This window comes from Planomonospora sp. ID91781 (genome assembly GCF_015711595.1).
Taxonomy (GTDB): Bacteria; Actinomycetota; Actinomycetes; order Streptosporangiales; family Streptosporangiaceae; genus Planomonospora; species Planomonospora parontospora.
In genome coordinates, this window is sequence record NZ_JABTEY010000002.1 from 1,501,828 (window position 1) to 1,520,810 (window position 18,983).

Here is an 18,983-nt window from a genome sequence, read left to right on the forward strand (position 1 = left end):
CCCTCCGCACCGGCCGCCGCGTCTCCGGCCGCCTCCGCACCTCCGGGCGCGGCTCGTCCGGGCGCGGCTCGTCCGGCCGCCGCCTCCGCGGCCGTCACTCCTTCACCGATCCGATCAGCACGCCCTTGGCGAAGTGCTTCTGCAGGAAGGGGTAGAAGAACAGGATCGGCAGCGTCGCGATGACGACGACCGCGAACTTCAGGCCCTCCGCCGGGAAGAAGACCGAGTCCAGCTGGGCGAGCGCGTTCTCGGCGTCGGCGCTGGTGAACTGCCGGACCAGCACCTGCAGCGTCCACTTGCTGGAGTCGTCGATGTACAGCAGCGGCGACATGTAGTCGTTCCAGATGCCCACCGCGTAGAACAGCGCGAACGTCGCGATGACCGGCTTGGAGAGCGGGAGGACGATCCTGAAGAAGACGCCCATCTCGCTGCAGCCGTCGATGCGCGCCGCCTCCTCCAGGGCCTGCGGCAGCTCCTGGAAGAAGCTCTTGACGATGATCAGGTAGAACGGGTTGATCGCCAGCGGGAGGATCAGCGCCCAGTAGCTGTCGAGCAGCCCCAGGTCGCGGACGACCAGGTAGGTGGGGATCATGCCGCCGCCGAAGACGATCGTGAAGATGACCAGGTTCAGCACCAGCGTGCGGCCCGGCAGGTACCTCTTGGCCAGCGGGTAGGCCATGGTGAGCGTCAGCATGAGCTGGACCGCCGTGCCGACCGCCGTCACGCAGATCGTGGTGATCAGGGCGCGCACGAAGGTGTCGGTGCCGAAGATGTACGCGTAGGTGTCGGTGACGAACTTCTCCGGCCAGAGGAAGAACGGCCGGGTCGCGATCTCCGACTCGGTGGCGAACGACCCGGCCAGGACGTACAGCAGCGGCAGGACCATGATCAGGGCCAGGCCGGTGAGCAGCAGGATGTTGAGCGCGTCGAACACCCGGCTGCCGGGCGACTTGTAGTGGTTGACGGACATCGCCTGCGCTCCTTAGAACAGTCCGCGCTGGCCCAGGCGCTTGGCCAGCCAGTTGGAGCCGAAGATCAGCACGGCGCCGGCCAGGCCCTTGAACAGGCCGACGGCGGTGGAGTAGCTGAAGGCGCCCTGGGTGATGCCGATGTAGTAGACGTAGGTGTCGAACACGTCGGCCACCGAGCGGTTCAGCGAGTTGGTCATCAGCCAGATCTGCTCGAAGCTGGAGTCGAGCAGGTTGCCCGAGGTGAGGATGGCCATGACCACGATCGTGGGGCGGATGGCGGGCAGCGTGATGTGCCAGAACTGCCGCCGGCGCCCCGCGCCGTCCATGCGGGCCGCCTCGTAGAGGTTCGGGTCCACTCCCGCCAGCGCGGCCAGGTAGATGATCGTGCCCCAGCCGGTCGCCTTCCACAGCGTCTGCGCGATGATGATCGGCCGGAACCAGTCCGGCTGCGCCACGTAGTCGACCCTGGGACCGCCGACCAGATCGTGCACGAACCGGGCGATCACCCCGAAGTCCACCGCGAGCAGCAGATAGGTCAGGGACGCGACGATCGCCCAGGACAGGAAGTGCGGGATGTAGATGAGCGACTGGATCGAGCGCTTGAGCACGTTGACCCGGAGCTCGTTGAGCATCAGCGCGACGATGATCGGGGCCGGGAAGACGAAGAGCACCGTCAGCACCGCGAGGTAGAGCGTGTTGAACATCAGGCGGCCGAAGTCGGGCCCGGTGAACAGCGCCTCGAAGTGCTTGAGGCCGACCCACTCGCTGCCGGAGTAACCGAGGAAGGGCACGAAGTCCTGGAACGCGATCGTCAGGCCGTACATCGGCAGGTACTTGAAGACCGCGAAGTAGACCAGGCCCGGGACGAGCATCAGGTACAGCCAGCGGTAGCGCGGCAGCGCCGTGCGGAGCGGCACCCTGCCGGAGGCGCGCCCCGGCTCGGGGGCCGTCTCCACGGGAGGCTTCGCCAGGTCGGTGGCCAAAGCGGCCTCCTTTCTCTCGGGAGGGGCCCGGCGGTCGCGCCGGGCCCCGGTGGATCGGCTCGGGGTCAGCCCGGGATCGGCTCGGAACCGACCCGGGATCGGCTCGGAACCGACCCAGGGCGGCCCCGGGGCGGCCCGGACCGGACCGGCTCAGCTGCCGCCGAGCTCGGCGTGCAGGTCGTTGATCTCCGCGACGACCTGGTCGCCGCCGCTCTCGTGCCAGCGCTTGACCTCGGCCCGCAGCTGCTCCTCGGTGATCTCGCCGGCCAGGAACTTCACCCGGGCGTCGGAGACGATCGGGTCGAGGACCGCGCCCTTGCTGACATAGGCGGGCGAGACGATCGGCAGGGCGGGGTTGTGCACGGCCGTCCGCAGGTCGAGCTCCACCAGCTCCTTGCGGAGCCTGAGGTTCTCCCGCTCGGCCTCGTTGGTCGGCATCTGCTCGTAGACGCCCATGCCGATGGTGGCCCAGGTGCCGAGCTGGACGAAGGCGAAGTCGACGTCGTTGTTGATCGTCTTGACCGCCGGGTCGTCGTCGTTGATCGGCACGTCGAAGCCGTTCTCCAGCTTGAAGTTGCGCCCCTCGATGCCGTTGGCCAGCAGGGCCTGGCCCTCCTTGGTGGCCAGCCGGTCCAGGGCCTTCAGCACGTCGTCGAGCTCGGCCTCGGTGCGCACGCTCTGCTTGGAGACGGCGAGGAAGCCGTTGTAGCCGTCGAAGGGGTGGGAGAACTTCTGCCCGTCGGAGCGCTTGAGGTTGCCGCCCATGGCCAGCTTGTCGCCGTAGTTCTCCGGGTCCTGCTCCTTGAGCAGGCCGTACATCTGGCTGGCGCGGACGTTGACGTCGATGATGATGCCGCCCTTGCCCTGGTAGAACGGGTCGTTCCACTTGGCCGAGTCGAGGGTGGCGAAGTCGGGGTTGACCAGGCCCTCGTCGACCATCTTCTTCAGCCACCGGTTGGCGGCGTAGAACTCCTCGGTGTCGAAGGTCGGCGTGAGCTTCCCGCCGCGGTCGCCGTAGCAGTTGGGGGCGCCGAACCAGGTCTCGATCACGTTGTACGGGCTGGAGCTGCAGAAGACCGGGGTGGGCCACTTGGGGATGATCAGCCCGTAGGTGTCCTTCTTGCCGTTGCCGTCCGGGTCCTTCTCGGTGAAGGCCTTGGCGACCTCGTAGAGGTCGTCGACGGTCTCCGGGATCTTCAGGTCGAGCCTGTCCAGCCAGTCCTTGCGGTACAGCACGGCCGAGCGGAGCAGCGGGCGGACCCGGTAGATGCCGAAGACCTTGCCGTTGATCGAGGCGTTGAGCTCGGACTGCTCGGACTTGGCCTTGAGGTTCGGGTACTTGTCCAGCCTGTCGGTGAGCTCCCAGAACGCCCCGGCCTGCGCGGCCTGCACGAACGCGGCGGTCTTGCCCTGGACCACCATGACCTGCGGGATCTTGTCCGAGGCGAGCACGACGTTGGTCTTGTCGCCGTACTCGGCGTTCGGCACCCAGCTGATCTTGAGCTTCTTGCCGACGATCTTCTCGACCGCCTGCTGCACCTCCCCCTTGGGGTCGGGGGCGGTGCCGAACAGCGGGACCATCATGGTCAGCTCGTTGCTCGCGGCCTGCCGTCCCGCGTCCTCGCCGCCGCAGGCGGCGGCGAGGAGCGCCGTGGTCAGCGCGATCGTTCCGGCCAGGAGCCGGCGGGGGGTGGTCTTCATCAGTCGCCTTTCGGGTGCAGGAACGCCTCGTTCTCCTCGAAGAAGCGCAGGCAGAGCCAGGTGTTCAACTGGATCCAGGCCCCGGCGCCGAGCGTGAGCGCCAGGACCGGGAGGGCCGCGGCCGCGAACACCACCGCGGAGAGGGTGAACAGCAGCAGGACCGAGGACGCGGGACGGGCCAGCACCAGCCGCGACGCCCGGGGGAGGCAGGCGAGCGGCGGCAGGTCGTAGTGGACGTACATCGGCAGCAGGTAGGCGGTGACGGCGGCCAGCGCGGCCAGCGCCGCGAGGGTCGCCGCCCGGAGCGGTTGCGCCCCCGGCCCGAGGGCCGAGAAGTACAGCTGGTTGCCGGCCAGGACGGCTGCCGCCGCGATCGGCGGGAGCACCAGCAGCGAGCCGCGCAGGAACTCCCTCCGGTAGACGGCCGCGAACTCCCGCCACAGCGGGAACGACTCGTGCCCGGCGTGCCGGCGGGCCAGCGTGTACGCCGCGACGGTCGCCGGGCCGACGCCCAGGACCACCCCTCCGGCGAGCGTGAAGGCGATCCAGGCGAGGTTGAGCCTGGCCGCCCAGAGCAGCTCGTCGCAGGCCGCGTAGAGCCTGATCGACCAGGCGGTCACCGTGCACCGCCGGACGCGCCCCGAGGAGTGGAGCGGGGTCGCGGTACGGCATGCCGCCGTCTCTCCCGAGTGCGGCGGCTCACGGGTGCGCCGATCGGCGTCCGGCCGGGCCGGTCTCGCGGAGCACGCCCACGCCCCCGGCGGGGACCCTCAGCGCGCCGTCCACGGCCTCACCGCCCGGCAGGGCGGTGCCCGAGGCCGCGACGACCGCCTCGGCGCCGGTGTGGTTGACCGCGAACAGGTAGGACCGGCCGTCGGGGTGCGAGCGCCGGACGACCTCGACCCCGGGCGGGGCCGCGGCGGCCGGTTCCACCCCCGCCTCGGTGCGGGCCGCGGCGAGCACGGCGGCCAGGGCGGCGTCGTCGAGCCGGGTGGTCAGGTAGTGGGCCGCCCCCGCGCCCCACGTGTTGCGCGTCCATGCGGGCGAGCCGGCCAGGGGACCGTCCGCGTAGGCGTCGAGCGTGTCGGCGGTCGTGGCGCGGGCCGCCTCGCTCCAGATCCGGCCGGTCCCGCCGCCGGTCAGCCGGAGCCGGTGGTCCGGCCGGAGCGGGAAGAACTCCTCGGTCGTCACGCCGAGCAGCTCCCGCCACGCTCCCGGATAGCCGCCGAGCCGGACCCGGTCGCACTCGTCCACGATCCCGCTGTACGGTCCCACGACCACGGTGCCGCCGCGCCGCGCGAACTCCGCCACGTTCGCCGCCCCGGCGTCGCTCACCAGGTAGAGCGCGGGGACCAGCACCAGGCGGTAGCCGGACAGGTCCGCCTCGGGGCGGGCCAGGTCGCAGGTGACCCCGGCCCGCCAGAGCGCCGCGTGCCAGCGCTTGGCCTCCTCCACCGGGTCCAGGTCGGCGGTGGGCTGGGCGGGGTGGTCCTGGGCCCAGACGCTGGCGTGGTCGAGCAGGATCACCGCGTCGGCGCGGACCGTGCTCCCGGCCACCTCGGCCAGGCCCGCCAGCTCGGCGCCGAGCGCGGCCGTCTCCCGCCAGATCTTGGTCTCGGTGCCCGCGTGCGGCAGCATCGCCGAGTGCCACTTCTCGGCCCCGGCCCGCGAGGCCCGCCACTGGAAGAACATGATCGCGTCGGCGCCCCGGGCCAGGTGGGCCAGGGAGTTGCGGCGCAGCTCGCCGGAGGTCTTGGCCAGGTTGCGGCCCTGCCAGTTGACCGCGCTGGTGGAGTGCTCCATCAGCAGCCACGGGCGGCCCCCGCCCAGGGAGCGGGCGAGGTCCGCGGCGAAGGCCAGGTCGATGTGCGGATCGGCGCGCCCGCCGGCCAGGTAGTGGTCGGTGGCGACCACGTCCAACTCGGCGGCGAAGTCCCAGCAGTCCATGTCCCAGTGCACGCCGGCCATCAGGTTCGTGGTCGCGGGCACCCGGGGGGTGATCTTCCTGAGCAGGTCGCGCTCGGCGGTGTAGAGCCCCACCAGGGTGTCGGAGCTGAACCGGCGGAAGTCGAGCTGCTGACCGGGGTTGGTGAAGCTCGGGGTGGCGCGGGGCGTCAGGATCTGGTCCCAGTCCCCGTAGCGCTGGGACCAGAACGCCGTCCCCCAGGCGTCGTTGAGCGCCTCCAGCGTGCCGTACCGCTCGCGCAGCCAGCCGCGGAACGCCTCGGCGGAGACGTCGCAGTGGCAGCGGGCGTTGTGGCAGCCGTACTCGTTGTGCACGTGCCACAGGGCCAGCGCCGGATGGCCGGCGTAGCGCAGGGCGACCCGCTCGGCGATCTCCAGGGCCTTGGCCCGGTAGACCGGTGAGCTGGGGCAGAAGCCCTGGCGGCTCCCGTGGTGCAGCCGCCGCCCGTCGGCGTCCACCGGCAGGGCCTCGGGGTAGGCGTGGCCGAACCACGGCGGCGGGGCGGCGGTCGGGGTGGCCAGGCAGGCCTCGATGCCCGCACCTGCCAGCAGGTCCAGCGCCCGGTCGAGCCAGCCGAAGTCGTAGACGCCCTCGGCGGGTTCCAGCATCGACCACGCGAAGATCCCGACGCTCACCCGGGTGACCCCGGCCTCGCGCATCAGCGCGACGTCCTGCGGCCAGGTCTCCTCGGGCCACTGCTCGGGGTTCCAGTCCCCGCCGTAGGCGATACCGCCGCGCACGCCGCCCACCGCCCTTCACGTCGCAGTCATCGCAGGGGTGTGATCGCTCACACGAACGTGTCACGTCCGCTTAACCGGGGATTAAAACGTTCCTCTATCTGGCGCACAAGACCCCTTTCTCCGCCGCCCACCCGCCGCCCGTCGGCGCGGACACGCGGCGGAGCCGTACTGGGAAGCGTTTTCCCAGGCAGTGACGGTCATCTGGGAATCCGCGGTTGTCCCCTCCCCCGCCCGGGTTACCCGAACGTTACAGATCCACGGGGTACCGGATTCCCGGTCCGGCGTCCTCCGGGGAAGAACGTTTCAATCCCCTGTATCCGCTCACAGCCCCAGGCCTCCGTCGAGTCGGCCGAAGCGCTGCTGGTAGACGACCGTCAGATAGGGGCCGCCCGCACCCTCGGGGTCCTCGGAGCCCTCGGCGGCCTGGATCCGGTCGTACTCGGCCAGCGAGCGGCACAGCGGCTTCTCGCACCACACCCAGGCCCCGGCCTCCAGGCACTCGACCGCCTGGCCGGCGTGCAGGTGCGGCGGGGTGCAGACGAGCACCAGGTCGGGCCGCTCGGCCGCCAGCATCCCGGTCAGGTCGGTGTGGACGGCCGGGATGCCGTGCTCGGCGGCGAACGCCCGCGCCCTGGCCCCGTCGACGTCGACCACGGCCACCGGCTCGACGCGGTCCCGGTGGGCGCGGAGGGCGGGGATGTGCCCGTGCGCGGCGACGGCGCCCGCGCCCACGATGGCGGCTCGGATCATGGGATGACCTCGCATGTAGAACGTTTTACTGACAGCCGGGGACGGTAGGGTGGCGTTTCGCGGACTGTCAACGCCCACCACCCGCTCCACGGCGGCCGCGACTGGCGCCCGAAGCGTTGATACGTTTTAATCAGGAACCGTGACCACGGTCAGTATCAAGGACGTCGCCGCCCGCGCGGGCGTCTCCCCCGGCACGGTGTCCAACGTGCTCAACCGGCCCGCCAAGGTCGCCCCCGCCACCCGGGAACGGGTCGAGGAGGCGATCCGCGAGCTCGGCTTCGTCCGTCACGGCTCGGCCTCCACCCTGCGCGCCGGCCACAGCAGGACCCTCGGCCTGAGCGTCATCGACATCGGCAACCCCTTCTTCACCGACGTGGCGGCCGGGATAGAGGACGCGGCGAGCGAGCGCGGCTACGCCGTGATCCTGGGCAACTCCGCCGGGTCGCGCGCCAAGGAGGAGCGCAACCTGCGCGTGCTCGCCGAGCAGCGGGTCCGGGGGGTGCTGATCATCCCCACGGACGAGGACCTCAGCCGGCTGGACCGGCTGCGCGAGCACGGTATCAGCGTCGTCCTGGTCGACCACCCGGCGCACCGGCCCGACCAGTGCGCGGTGGCCGTCGACGACGTGGCGGGCGGCCGGACCGCGGTGGCGCACCTGCTGGCGCGCGGCGCCGGGAGCGTCGCCTACGTGTCCGGCCCGCTGACGATCCGCCAGTGCCTGGAGCGGCGGCAGGGCGCGCTGGCCGCGCTGGAGGCCGCCGGGCTGGGCCCGGACCGGCTGCGGGTCGCCGAGATGGCCGCGATGAACGCGCGCGCCGGGGAGAAGGCCGCGGGCGACCTGCTCGCCGGCGGCCTGCCGGACGCCGTCTTCTGCGCCAACGACCTGCTGGCGCTCGGCGTGCTGCGCGCGCTGCTCCAGGCCGGGGTGCGGGTGCCGGGCGACGTGATGCTGATGGGCTACGACGACATCGAGTTCGCCGCCGCCTCGGCCGTCTCGCTCAGCTCCATGCGGCAGCCCACCCACCAGCTCGGGCGCATCGCCACCGAGCTGGTGCTCGACGAGTGCGAGAACCCCGAGACCCACGCCCACCAGCACATCATGTTCCAGCCCGAGCTCGTGGCCAGGGAGTCGACCCGGTGAGCCGCTTCGCCGCCGTGGACCTCGGCGCCTCCAGCGGACGGGTCATGGTCTGGGACGGCCGGACCCTGACCGAGGCGCACCGCTTCCCCAACGGCCCGGTCCGCACGCCCGGCGGGCTCCACTGGGACCTGCGCGGCCTCTACCGGGAGGTCCTGCACGGCCTGCGCCGCGCCGGGCCGGTCACCTCGATCGGCGTGGACTCCTGGGCGGTCGACTACGGGCTGCTCGACTCCTCCGGATCCCTGCTGGGCGACCCGGTGCACTACCGCGACGAGCGGACCGGCGGCATCGCCGAGCGGGTCGCGGCCGAGATCGGCGCCGAGACCCTGTACGACGTGGCCGGGCTGCAGGTGCTGCCGTTCAACACGGTCTACCAGCTGCTCGCCGACGACCTCGGCCGCGCCGCGACGATGCTGCTCGTCCCCGACCTGATCGCCTACCTGCTCACCGGGGAGATCGGCGCGGAGGTGACCAACGCCTCGACCACCGGGCTGCTGGACGTGCGCACCCGGTCCTGGGCGACCGGCCTGATCGAGCGGCTGGGTCTCCCGGCGCGGATCTTCCCGCCGCTGCGCCGGCCCGGCGACCCGATCGGCCCCCTGCTGCCCGAGGCGGCCGCGGAGATCGGCCGCACCTGCCGGGTGACCGCGGTCGCCTCCCACGACACGGCCTCGGCGGTGGCCGCGGTGCCCGCCCCGGGCCCGCGCTTCGCCTACGTCTCCTGCGGGACCTGGTCGCTGGCCGGGGTGGAGCTGCCCGCCCCGGTGCTGACCGAGGCCGGGCGGGCGGCGAACTTCACCAACGAGGCCGGGATCGACGGCACCGTCCGCTACCTGCGCAACGTCATGGGCCTGTGGCTGCTGCAGGAGTCGCTGCGGGCCTGGCCCGGCGCCGGCCTCGGCGGCCTGCTGGAGGCCGCCGGGCACGAGCGCCCGTTCGCCGCGCTGGTCGACCCGGACGCCCCCGTCTTCCTGCCCCCGGGCGACATGCCGTCCCGGATCGCGGCCGAATGCCGCCGCACGGGCCAGGAGCCGCCCTCCTCTCCCCCGGCGCTCGTCCGCTGCGTCCTGGAGAGCCTGGCCCTGGGCCACCGGCGGGCGATCCGCCAGGCGGTCGCCCTGTCCGGCCACGACGTGGAGACCGTCCACCTGGTCGGCGGCGGCTCCCGCAACGCGCTGCTCTGCCGGCTCACCGCCGACGCCTGCGGCCTGCCGGTGGTGGCCGGCCCCGCCGAGGCGACCGCGCTGGGCAACGTGCTGGTCCAGGCGCGGGCGGCCGGCGAGGTCGCCGGCCTCGCCGAGATGCGCGCCCTGGCGGCGCGGGTCGAACCGCTGCGCCGCTACGAGCCCTCCGGCGACGCCTCCGCCTGGGACGAGGCGGAGGCCCGGCTGGAATCCGCGCGGCAGACGGCCTGAGAGCCCTGCCGGGAAGCCACTCGCCCGAGCCGACCGCTGACTCGGTCGCGTGGCTTCCCGGCAGGTGACGGCATCCCACCCTTCCCGTAGTTCACCGTCTTCAGAATGTGTTCTGACTTAGGATGGCGGCGTGAGCATCAGCAACGCCGACGCCGTCACCTTCTCGGACTTGTCGAGAAACCCCCGGGCCGTCGCCGAACGCGCCGCACGCCTCGGCCGGGTGCGCATCACCCACCGCGACGCCCCCGACTTCTACCTGACCGCCGCCGACCGCGAAGACCAGCGAGGGCAGACACTGGCCACCGCGTCCCGTCTGTTCCTCGCCCTCCTCAAGCACGATCCGACCGCCCGCACACTGGTCATCGCCATGCCCGAGGTCTTCCCCTGGGTGCGCCACCTCACCTCCGCCGAACTGCGCGCCTTCACCCTCGAACTGGTCGAGGCGCTCTCCGACGCCGCGGAACTGGAGGTCGACGTCACCACGCAGGAGGTCATCGCCGGCTGGCGGGCGACCGCTCGGATCAAGGCCGATCCCGCGCACCATGCCCAGGCACGCCAGGCCACCAGCGGTGACTTCGGACCGGTCGAGGTCTCAGCGTGAGCCCGAAGCGCGGGGACCGGGTCACGGTCCCGCCTCCGGACGACGAATGGGACCTCCGGTTCGGTACCGGCGATGCGGTCAAAGGCTGGGAGGAGTTGTGCCGTCACGCTCTGGCCAACACCCGCCGGTGTTTTGAGGCGCTGCGCGACGATCCACGCTCGCGGGCGGACCACGAGCGTCAGCATCGCCTGCGCGGTGACCTCTCGACCCATCGCCATAACGGCCAGGAAATGGAGCAATGGGAATTCGAGGTCACCAGCGGCAGCCGCGTCCGCTACGCCATCGATGACGCCACCCGAACCATCTGGATCGTCTACGCCTCGCCCCGCCATCCGAAGGACACCGGCGGCTGAAGACCTACCGGTTCCCGCCCTGGGACACGTCGGCGGGCCTGCGCCGGCGCGCGAGCCCGGCCGCGCGCAGCCCCGCCCAGACCAGCGCGGCCAGCACGCCGACGAGCAGATACTCGATCACCGGGATGCGCACGATCTCGTCGACCGCGCCGAAGCCGCGCACGCCGTACACCACCAGGACCGCGACCGCGTAGCAGGCTGCGAGCAGCCACCTGGCGGCCGCGGACAGGCCGAGCCCGTGCATCTGCGTGACGACGAAGACGCCGAGGAAGCCGAAGAGGAACATCGGCCAGGCGCCGCCGGGACCGGAGGCCGCGACGGCCACGAGGGTGCCGTGCACCGCCACCATGGCCTCCAGGGTGAAGGTCCACCAGCGGCCGGTGTGCGCCCGGGTCAGGAAGAGGCTGCCCTGCAGCAGGAGCAGGAACATGTAGAAGAAGCCGATCAGGTGCCCGCTGGTGGCCTCCATCGGGTGGTACCAGAAGGTGTAGACGGCCGCCCAGCCGAACAGGTAGCCGTGGTAGCGGCGGACGAAGTCCGTCACCCGCTCGCCGATCGGCGCCGGCCTGCCGAGGAACAGGCCCCTACGCCGGTTCTCCATCAGCAGGACCGCGACCAGCAGCAGGACCACCGACCCCTGCGAGCTGAAGATCGAGACGTCCTGGGCCAGGCCGTCGTAGAACAGGTGGGTCTGCAGGGTGTGCAGGAGGACGAAGCCGAAGTTCACCGCGAGGGCCGCGACGTTGACCGGGTGCAGGCCGGAGGTGTAGCGGCGGACCCGGGTCTGGGCGTAGTAGATCAGCCCCCACAGCGCCGCCTGGTGGGCCGCGTAGCCCAGCCAGGCCGAGGCGCGGGTCCACACGGTCGGCTCCGGCAGCTTCCAGTAGTACCAGGACGCGCCCTGGTCGGGCAGGAGGCGGATGCCGTGCAGGCGCTGGCCGAGCAGCCACACCATCCCGGTGAGCACCGCGCTGGCCGCGACGCCGAGCAGGAGGGCGCGGCGGGCGTTGCGCTCGTCCGAAATATTCAGCATGCTGAATATTATCCGATCGATCAGCGGGCTGAACAACGGCGGAGGCCGGGGACGTGCGTCTGGGACAATGGGCCGGTGGCCGAAGGGGACGAGCAGTACATCGCGCAGGATCCGGACGCGGTGCGCGCCGACATCCGCTCCTGGCCCACCGGCCGCCTGCTCTCGGTGGCGGCCCGCGTGGTGGAGGGGCGCTTCCACGCCTTCCTGGCGGCGCACGGCCTGACCCATGCGGGGCTGATCGTCCTGCACCACGTCGCGGAGGGGAGGCTGACCCAGCGCGAACTCGCCGTGCTGTGCCGGGTCACCGACCAGACCATGAGCCGGACCATCGACCACCTGCGGCGCTGCGGCCATGTGGTCAAGGAGACGGACGCGCGGGACCGCCGCCGCGCCCTCGTCGGCATCACCGCCTCGGGGCTCCGGGTGCTGGGCGAGGCACGCGAGGAGGAGCGCGGCTCCGACACGCTCTTCGGCGCGCTGGAGGACTACTCCGGGTTCCGCGAGCAGCTGATCACGCTGATCACCTCGGCCTGAGCCGCCCGGACCGCCCCGCGCCGCACCGCCCGCCGGCCCGGCGTGGGAGGGGATCATGACGAAGACGATCGTGGTGACCGGCGGTTCCCGGGGCATCGGCCTCGGCCTGGTCCGCTGCCTGGCCGCTCGCGGCCACCGGGTGGTGCTGTGCGGCAGCCGGGCCGGCACCGTGCGGGAGGCCGCCGCCGGACTCGACGTGCTGGCGATGGTCGCGGACGTCACCGACCGCGCCCGGCTCCAGGCCCTGTGGGACGCCGCGGTGGAGCGCCACGGCCGGGTCGACATCTGGATCAACAACGCCGGGGTCTCGCACGCCCGCACCCCGCTGTGGCGAATCCCGGAGGAGGAGGCCCGCGCCGTCGTGGAGGTGAACCTCCTCGGGGCCCTCAACGGCTCCGCCGTGGCCGTGGCCGGCATGGCGGCCCAGGGCGGGGGCCACGTGTGGAACATGGAGGGCCTGGGCGGCGACGGCCGCACGGTGCCCGGCCTCGGCGTGTACGGCGCCACCAAGAGCGCGCTCGCCTACCTCACCCGCGCCCTGGCGGAGGAGGTGCCCCCGGGGGTCTCGGCAGGCCTGCTCAGCCCCGGCATGGTGGTCACCGACCTGCTGACCTGCGGATACGGTCCGGAGGAGCTGGAGAGGGCCAAGAAGATCTTCTCGATCCTGGCCGACCCGGTCGACGTCGTCGCCCCCTGGCTGGCCGAGCGGGTGGTCACCCGCGCCCGCAACGGCGCCCACGTCCGCAGGCTCACCCCTGCTAAGGCGGCCGCCCGCTTCGCCCTGGCCCCCTTCCGCAGGCGCGACCCGTTCGCCGGCTGAGCGGCCGGCCGGGGCCGACGACCGCGGCCCTCCGCCGGCCGGAGAGCCCGGCCGACCGGCGACCGGGTCGCCGGCCGGGCGGGGACCGGGGTCACGACCGTCCGTGCCCCTGGTCCCCGCCTCACCGGAGGGGCCGGGGCCTACCAGCGGTTCGTCGGGTGGTGGCTCCGGCCTCCGCGGAGGCGGGCCAGCAGCCCGCGCGCCTTCTGCTGGTTGCGCGGGTCGCGCGCCATCGTCTTGGCCTTCTCGAGGTTCCGCCGCCCCTGCGGGCTGCTCAGGTAGCTGCGGATGCGGGCTATCAGGGACGCCATGTCTCCTCCATCTGTCGAGGAGGTACGGCTACCCGGGACGGCGCGTCCCAATCAGCCGGCCGACCGCCCGGCCGGGTCCCCGGCCTCACCGGCGGCCATCGCGAAGCCCTTGCCCCGCTCCCCGGCTCAGGAGTCGACGAAGTCCTCCGGGACCATCACGCGCAGGCCGTTGGGCACGGTCCTGATCGTGAGGGGGGTCATCAGGCGGACCTCGCCGTCGACGTCGGCGGCCATCGGGGGGTCGGTCTCGAGGTACATCTCGGTGCCGATGACGAAGGGGCCGCCGGCGAGGCTGCGCCAGCGCCCGGTGGCGGCCCGGACCAGGGTCTCCACCAGCAGCCGGAGCCGCTTGCCCGAGCCGAGCTGGTAGGCCGTCAGGAGGCCGTTGTCGATGCTGATGTCGCGGGCGACCTGCCAGCCGCCGTGGAAGCGGCCGTTGGCGATGTTGAGCTGGTGGGTGAGCAGCTCGTGGCGCCGGCCCTTGACCGTGATGAACGCGCGGAACGGCCGGTGGCCGGGGAGGATCGTCAGGGCGGTGAGCGGGTAGGCGGCCCGGCCGAGCAGGCGCTTCAGCCACGGCCTGACCGTCCCGGCGACCTCGACCGAGACGCCGAAGCTGGCCAGGTTGGCGAACTCCCGGTCCCCGGCGATGCCGAGGTCGATGTCGGCGACCTTGCCGGTGCGCAGCACCCTGATCGCGCCGGTCAGGTCCAGCGGGAGGCCGAGGCTGCGGGCGAAGTTGTTGGTGGTGCCCAGCGGCAGCACGCCGAGGGCGACGTCGCGGTGGGCGACGTGCTTGACGGCGGCGCTGAGCGTGCCGTCCCCGCCGCCGACGACGAGCAGGTCGGGGCCGGGCTCCAGGGCGGCGTCCAAGATCTCGCGCAGCCGCTTCGGGTCCTCCACGGGGAAGACGCCGAGGAGGTCGAAGCCCTCGGCCCGGAGCGTGCGGAGCACCTGCGGGTAGCGGCGGCGGCCGCGGCGCGAGCGCGTGTTGACCACCACGCAGGCCCGCCGGCCGGTCCGGACGGCCTCGGTGTGCTCGGCCTTGCTGCGAAGCTCTCCCACTCTGCCCCTCTTCGTCGCGCTGCTCCCTGCAAATCGTAGGGCCACGCCGTCGCGTGGACGGCGTGGCCCTGATCCCGTGGCGGACCTTCCTGCGGTCCTGCGGGTCTACCTGCCCGGTGTCACCACCGGGTTCACTTCTTCGCCGGAGTCACCTGGACGATGACGCCCAGGTTCGCCGGGAGCGGGGAGATCAGCTTGAGCTCCACGCCCAGCGCCTTGCCCTCGTCGCCCGGGTTGCCGGTGCCGAGGACGTGGCCGCCGCCGATGTCGGTGCCGTACAGCTCCGTGGCCGGGGTGCCGTCGGGGTTGACGACCCGGGTGGAGTACGGCTGGTCGCCCTTGGAGGGGACGACGGCCGAGGCGTCGCGGTGGCGGTAGAACAGGTTGCCGTCACGGACCTCCAGACCCGGGTACCAGGTCTTGGCGTCGGTGAAGGTCTTCACCGCCGGGAGGGCCGGGAACTTCGTGCAGTACTCGGTGAACGGCTCGCCCTCGATGCACTCGGTGAACGGGTACGTCCTGCCGAAGGTGAAGGCCGCGTTGGAGGACTGCGGGCGCGACGGGATGTTCTTCAGCGCCGACGGGTCCTTCTCGGCCGCCTCGCCGCTGCGGCGGAGCGGCTCGTAGTGCGAGTCGACGACGAGGATCTCGCCCTTGGGCCCGACCGACGGGAGCGCGAAGGTGTGCGCGTCGCCGTTGTTGGCCGGGTAGGCCGCGTCGCGGTACCAGACCAGCAGGCCGGGCGCGTTGTACTTGATCCGCTCGACCTTCCAGGCGTTCTCGTGCGACCAGGTGGTGTCGTAGGTGTACTGCAGGCCCTTGTCGAAGCCGTCGTAGTTGCGCCACTCGGCCAGGTAGTACTGGGCGGTCTGCAGGCTGCCGCTGTGGGTGTGCCAGCCGGCGCCGGAGGTGTCGGTGAAGGTGCCCTTGACGGCGGTCCAGCCGTTGTCGCCGCCCTCGACGTCGTCGCTCCACACGGTGGCGCCGCCGGCGGTCACGGAGAAGTCGTCGGCGAACCAGCCGGTGTCCTCGAACCCGGCGTCGGTGGCGTAGCGCAGGCGGATCTGGATCGTCTTGCCGGCGAACGGCGCCAGGCTCACGTAGTCGTGCCGCCAGCCGTCGGTCGCGCCGGTGAGGCCGTACTTCTTGTCGCCGTAGTCGTGCATGCGGCTGTTCGGGTCGTCGTAGCCGTCGTCGGTGGTGACCAGCGTGCCGGCCTCGTCGTAGACCTTCTGCTCGGCCCAGGTGGCGCCGCCGTCGGCGGAGACCTCGACGAAGCCGTAGTCCCAGTCGGCCTCGATGGCGTACTGGTTCCACATCCAGAAGCGCGGGTCGCCGTCGGCGGGGACCTGGATCTCCCGGGTCAGCTTGACGTCGGCCCAGCTCTGGTCGTTGCCGGACCACCACAGCTTGCCGCCGCTGTGCGGGACGGCCATCGTGACGTTCTTGTCGGGCAGGTTGATCCGCACGCCGTCCGCGGTGTGCTTGGGCGTGCGGGAGGCCTGGCCGATGGTCACCAGCTGCTTGCGGTCACCCGGGTTCATGATCTTCGGGTCGGCCCAGCCGAGCACCCACTTGGCGTACAGGCCCATGTGGGTCGGCATCGACTGCATGATCGGGCCGGCGTGCGAGCCGGAGGACATCAGGTCCCAGAAGTCCACGCTGGTGTCGCCGCCGCCGGAGGCGTCGTAGAAGTCCGGCAGGCCCAGGTCGTGGCCGTACTCGTGGGCGAAGACGCCGACGCCGGAGTCCTCGGGCTGCACGATGTAGTTGGAGATCTTCTTGTCCGTGCCGGGGATCGTGTAGCCGCCGGCGATGGCGCTGGAGTGCGCCCAGATGGCGTAGGGGCCCTCGGCGCCGCCGCCGCCCGACTTGTCGGCGCCCGCGTGGACCAGGACGAGGTGGTCGATCACACCGTCCGGCTCCAGGGTGTTGCCGTCGCCGTCGGCGTCGCCGGTGTCCTCGACGTCGTAGTCGGCCCAGGGGAAGTCCGGGTTCTGCTGCGCCAGGACGTTGACCGCGTCGACGCCCAGCGCGGCGGGGCCGGCCGGGTTGTCGGGGTGGCCGGACATGTCCTGCGGGATGGTGCCGCAGCGGCCGGCGCCGTACCAGGCCTCCGAGTGCGGGACCTTGATCCAGCCGATCGCCTCACCGGTGACGGTGTAGGCGCCCTTGGACATCTCCTCGTACATCTTCTTCATGGTGTGGCCGGAGATGTCGATGCCCTTCTTACCGTCCCGGGGGTCGGTGAGGTCCATCCGGACGCGCTTGGTGATCCCCTTGTCCGAGTAGAGCATCTTGTTGTAGTGCTCCGGGCTGAAGTCCGGAACCCACATGGTGTTGTTGTCCCTGCCGGCGCCAGAGGAGGCGGGGTCGGGGATCTTGTTGTGCAGCGGGCCGTTGATCTTGGTGCCCGGCGGCTCGGTCACGCAGTCGTTGACGTCGTCGATCGACTTGGGCCGGCTGAAGCCGGAGAAGTCGTCGTTGGCGTTCTCGTTGAACTCGATGAGGAGGGTGAGCAGCTTCGCCTGCTGGGTCTTGCCCGCCTTCTTGAAGATGAAGTCGAAGGGGTTCTTGCCCGTCCTGATCGCCCGGGTCTCCCGCGAGGCGAGCGTCTTGGCGGCGACCGGGTTGCCCTCGGCGAACTTCCGGTCGACCTCCTGGGCGTGGGCCAGGCCCGACCGCTTGGCGGCGCCGCGCTGGAACCGCTCGTCGATGGCCGTGCTGTCGCTCTGGATCCGCGGCGGCGCGTAGTTGATGTAGTAGTCGCTCGACGACGGGACGTATCGTGCGGCCGAGCTGTCGGCCTGGGCCGACACGCCGCTGACGGACAGTCCCGCGGCGGCGAGCCCGAGAACGGGCACGATCGCGAGAAGGCGCTTGCGCGCGCCTCTGCCTCTGCCTCTGCTGGACAACGGATACCCTCCCTGCCCGGGTTCGCCGGGCGCGGACGTTCCCCGGCGCGCCTATTTGCGCACCGTGCGGGACGTTAGAGGACGGAATAAAGCAGAGGTAAACCGTCCGACTGATGTTGTAAAAATGTGATCAATCGGTTTGTTGGAAGATATCTCACAACTGGGACATAAGGGACGAGCATTAATTAACGGCACGATGCCGGACGATGACTCCGGGCCGGGATGCGCACGGGCGGCGGGTCCGAAACCGGGCTTACGGGCGGTACGGGGACCGGTCCCGCGGGCCGTACAGTCCGGGTGTGACCGCTATCGCTGAACTCACCGCCGCGCTCGGTTCCGGGAAGGTGCTGACCGACCCCGACGTCACGGACTCCTACGCCCGCGACCGGACGTTCCTGGAGCCGGGCGGCCCGCTCGCCGTCGTGCTCGCCGAGAGCACCGCCGACGTGGTCGCCGTCATGGAGTGGGCCACCCGGCACCGGGTGCCGGTGGTCCCCCGCGGGGCCGGGACCGGCCTGGCCGGCGGCGCGACGGCCGTGCAGGGGTGCGTCGTGCTGGCGCTGCAGAGGATGACCGCGATCAGAGAGCTCTCCCCCGCCGACGAGATCGCCGTGGTGGAGCCCGGCGTCATCACCGCCGACCTGGACCGCGCGGCCCGCGAGCACGGCCTGATGTACGCACCCGACCCCTCCTCCTACGAGATCTCCACCATCGGCGGCAACCTGGCCACCAACGCCGGCGGCCTGCGCTGCGTGAAGTACGGCGTGACCCGCGACTCGGCGCTGGGCCTGGAGGTCGTCCTGGCCGACGGGCGGATCCTCACCACCGGCAGGCGGACGGTCAAGGGGGTGACGGGCTACGACCTGACCGGGCTGTTCGTCGGGTCCGAGGGCACCCTCGGCGTGATCACCTCCGCCACCGTACGGCTGCGCCGCGCGCCCCTGGCCCCGCCCGCGACGCTCGCCGCGGAGTTCGGCTCCCTGCGGGACGCCGCGGCGGCCGTGGCGGCGGTCATCGCGGCCGGCTGCCAGCCGTCGCTGCTGGAGATGCTCGACCGGGCCACCCTCAAGGCCATCGACGACTGGCGGAACATCGGCCTGGAGCCGGCCGTCCAGGCGATGCTGATCGCGCAGTCCGACGCGCCGGACGGGCCGGCGGTGGCCGAGCGGATGCGCGAGCTGTGCGAGGAGAACGGAGCCTCGTTCGTCGCGGTGGCGGCCGGTCCCCAGGAGGCCGAGGAGCTGATCGGCCTGCGGCGGCTGGCCTACCACGCCAAGGAGCGGCTCGGCGCCTGCCTGGTCGAGGACGTGTGCGTGCCGCGCTCGGCGCTGCCGGACATGATCTCCGCCATCGAGGCGATCGCGGTCCGGCACGACGTGCTGATCTGCACGGTGGCCCATGCCGGGGACGGCAACCTGCACCCGGTCTTCGTCTTCGACCGCGGGCTGCCCGAGCCGCCGCCCGACGTCTGGGCCGCCGCCGACGAGGTCTTCCGGGAGGCCCTGAACCGGGGCGGCACGCTCACCGGGGAGCACGGGGTGGGACTGCTGAAACGGCGCTGGCTGGCGCTGGAGGCGGGGCCGGTCACCGAGGAGGTCCACCTCGGCATCAAGCGGGTCTTCGACCCGCTCGGCATCCTCAACCCGGGCAAGGCCATTTGAGGCCGGGGAACCGGTAGATCATC

The 18,983-nt window shown here is 71.8% G+C and carries 17 protein-coding genes; 7 read left to right on the forward strand and 10 right to left on the reverse strand.

Annotation, left to right across the window (positions count from 1 at the left end):
• Nucleotides 1-94: 94 nt before the first annotated feature.
• The 6 genes from HS048_RS26040 to HS048_RS26065 all read right to left on the reverse strand — a co-directional run bounded on the left by HS048_RS26040 (nucleotide 95) and on the right by HS048_RS26065 (nucleotide 7,111).
• On the reverse strand, nucleotides 95-970 hold the full coding sequence (locus tag HS048_RS26040; RefSeq protein ID WP_068895610.1) for a carbohydrate ABC transporter permease: 876 nt from the start codon (nucleotides 968-970) through the stop codon (nucleotides 95-97).
• Between the two features lie 12 nt (nucleotides 971-982).
• Nucleotides 983-1,954: a sugar ABC transporter permease gene (locus tag HS048_RS26045; RefSeq protein WP_068895612.1), complete on the reverse strand. Its 972-nt coding sequence runs from the start codon at nucleotides 1,952-1,954 to the stop codon at nucleotides 983-985.
• Nucleotides 1,955-2,104: 150 nt separating this feature from the next.
• Nucleotides 2,105-3,655 (reverse strand): extracellular solute-binding protein, encoded by a 1,551-nt coding sequence (locus HS048_RS26050; RefSeq protein ID WP_230881885.1) that lies wholly within the window; start codon nucleotides 3,653-3,655, stop codon nucleotides 2,105-2,107.
• On the reverse strand, nucleotides 3,655-4,275 hold the full coding sequence (locus HS048_RS26055) for a DUF624 domain-containing protein (protein WP_307832641.1): 621 nt from the start codon (nucleotides 4,273-4,275) through the stop codon (nucleotides 3,655-3,657). Before HS048_RS26055 ends, HS048_RS26050 begins: the two co-directional genes overlap by 1 nt.
• A 79-nt stretch (nucleotides 4,276-4,354) precedes the next feature.
• Entirely contained in the window at nucleotides 4,355-6,361 is a 2,007-nt protein-coding gene (locus HS048_RS38970; protein ID WP_196468946.1) for a beta-galactosidase, read from the reverse strand.
• A gap of 321 nt (nucleotides 6,362-6,682) precedes the next feature.
• Nucleotides 6,683-7,111: a Gfo/Idh/MocA family protein gene (locus tag HS048_RS26065; protein WP_196468947.1), complete on the reverse strand. Its 429-nt coding sequence runs from the start codon at nucleotides 7,109-7,111 to the stop codon at nucleotides 6,683-6,685.
• Between the two features lie 139 nt (nucleotides 7,112-7,250).
• On the opposite strand from HS048_RS26065, the gene HS048_RS26070 reads away from it, so the two are divergent.
• The 4 genes from HS048_RS26070 to HS048_RS26085 all read left to right on the forward strand — a co-directional run bounded on the left by HS048_RS26070 (nucleotide 7,251) and on the right by HS048_RS26085 (nucleotide 10,621).
• Complete coding sequence (locus HS048_RS26070) at nucleotides 7,251-8,252, forward strand: LacI family DNA-binding transcriptional regulator (RefSeq protein ID WP_196468948.1); 1,002 nt, start codon at nucleotides 7,251-7,253, stop codon at nucleotides 8,250-8,252.
• A 44-nt stretch (nucleotides 8,253-8,296) separates the two neighbouring features.
• On the forward strand, nucleotides 8,297-9,667 hold the full coding sequence (locus HS048_RS26075) for a rhamnulokinase family protein (protein WP_230882174.1): 1,371 nt from the start codon (nucleotides 8,297-8,299) through the stop codon (nucleotides 9,665-9,667).
• A 130-nt stretch (nucleotides 9,668-9,797) separates the two neighbouring features.
• A complete protein-coding gene (locus tag HS048_RS26080) occupies nucleotides 9,798-10,268 on the forward strand; it encodes a hypothetical protein (protein WP_196468950.1) in 471 nt (156 codons plus the stop codon).
• Complete coding sequence (locus HS048_RS26085; RefSeq protein WP_196468951.1) at nucleotides 10,265-10,621, forward strand: hypothetical protein; 357 nt, start codon at nucleotides 10,265-10,267, stop codon at nucleotides 10,619-10,621. The genes HS048_RS26080 and HS048_RS26085 overlap by 4 nt, the downstream gene beginning before the upstream one ends.
• 4 nt (nucleotides 10,622-10,625) lie before the next feature.
• On the opposite strand, the gene HS048_RS26090 is transcribed toward HS048_RS26085, so the two are convergent.
• Complete coding sequence (locus HS048_RS26090) at nucleotides 10,626-11,654, reverse strand: hypothetical protein (protein WP_230881886.1); 1,029 nt, start codon at nucleotides 11,652-11,654, stop codon at nucleotides 10,626-10,628.
• 75 nt (nucleotides 11,655-11,729) lie between these two features.
• On the opposite strand from HS048_RS26090, the gene HS048_RS37540 reads away from it, so the two are divergent.
• A complete protein-coding gene (locus tag HS048_RS37540; RefSeq protein WP_307832642.1) occupies nucleotides 11,730-12,188 on the forward strand; it encodes a MarR family transcriptional regulator in 459 nt (152 codons plus the stop codon).
• A gap of 55 nt (nucleotides 12,189-12,243) precedes the next feature.
• A complete protein-coding gene (locus HS048_RS26100) occupies nucleotides 12,244-13,008 on the forward strand; it encodes an SDR family oxidoreductase (protein WP_196468952.1) in 765 nt (254 codons plus the stop codon).
• Nucleotides 13,009-13,148: 140 nt separating this feature from the next.
• Here HS048_RS26100 and HS048_RS26105 read toward each other — a convergent pair whose 3' ends face one another.
• The 3 genes from HS048_RS26105 to HS048_RS26115 form a co-directional block, all read right to left on the reverse strand.
• Nucleotides 13,149-13,319 (reverse strand): hypothetical protein, encoded by a 171-nt coding sequence (locus HS048_RS26105; RefSeq protein ID WP_196468953.1) that lies wholly within the window; start codon nucleotides 13,317-13,319, stop codon nucleotides 13,149-13,151.
• A gap of 126 nt (nucleotides 13,320-13,445) precedes the next feature.
• Nucleotides 13,446-14,384, reverse strand: coding sequence for a diacylglycerol kinase family protein (locus HS048_RS26110; RefSeq protein WP_068895621.1), 939 nt, complete (start codon nucleotides 14,382-14,384; stop codon nucleotides 13,446-13,448).
• Nucleotides 14,385-14,515: 131 nt separating this feature from the next.
• The gene (locus HS048_RS26115) at nucleotides 14,516-17,248 is read right to left on the reverse strand and encodes an immune inhibitor A domain-containing protein (RefSeq protein ID WP_307832643.1); all 2,733 of its coding nucleotides are present in this window, start codon (nucleotides 17,246-17,248) and stop codon (nucleotides 14,516-14,518) included.
• Nucleotides 17,249-17,598: 350 nt separating this feature from the next.
• Here HS048_RS26115 and HS048_RS26120 point away from each other — a divergent pair, with 350 nt between their 5' ends.
• Entirely contained in the window at nucleotides 17,599-18,960 is a 1,362-nt protein-coding gene (locus HS048_RS26120) for an FAD-linked oxidase C-terminal domain-containing protein (RefSeq protein WP_307832644.1), read from the forward strand.
• The last annotated feature ends 23 nt before the right edge of the window (nucleotides 18,961-18,983 follow it).

Coding starts and splice junctions, on each gene's coding strand:
- HS048_RS26065 (WP_196468947.1), bottom strand. CDS start 7,111: ATGATCCGAGCCGCCATCGTGGGCGCGGGCGCCGTCGCCGCGCACGGG.
- HS048_RS26090 (WP_230881886.1), bottom strand. CDS start 11,654: ATGCTGAATATTTCGGACGAGCGCAACGCCCGCCGCGCCCTCCTGCTC.
- HS048_RS26075 (WP_230882174.1), top strand. CDS start 8,297: ATGGTCTGGGACGGCCGGACCCTGACCGAGGCGCACCGCTTCCCCAAC.
- HS048_RS26040 (WP_068895610.1), bottom strand. CDS start 970: ATGTCCGTCAACCACTACAAGTCGCCCGGCAGCCGGGTGTTCGACGCG.
- HS048_RS26105 (WP_196468953.1), bottom strand. CDS start 13,319: ATGGCGTCCCTGATAGCCCGCATCCGCAGCTACCTGAGCAGCCCGCAG.
- HS048_RS26050 (WP_230881885.1), bottom strand. CDS start 3,655: ATGAAGACCACCCCCCGCCGGCTCCTGGCCGGAACGATCGCGCTGACC.
- HS048_RS26100 (WP_196468952.1), top strand. CDS start 12,244: ATGACGAAGACGATCGTGGTGACCGGCGGTTCCCGGGGCATCGGCCTC.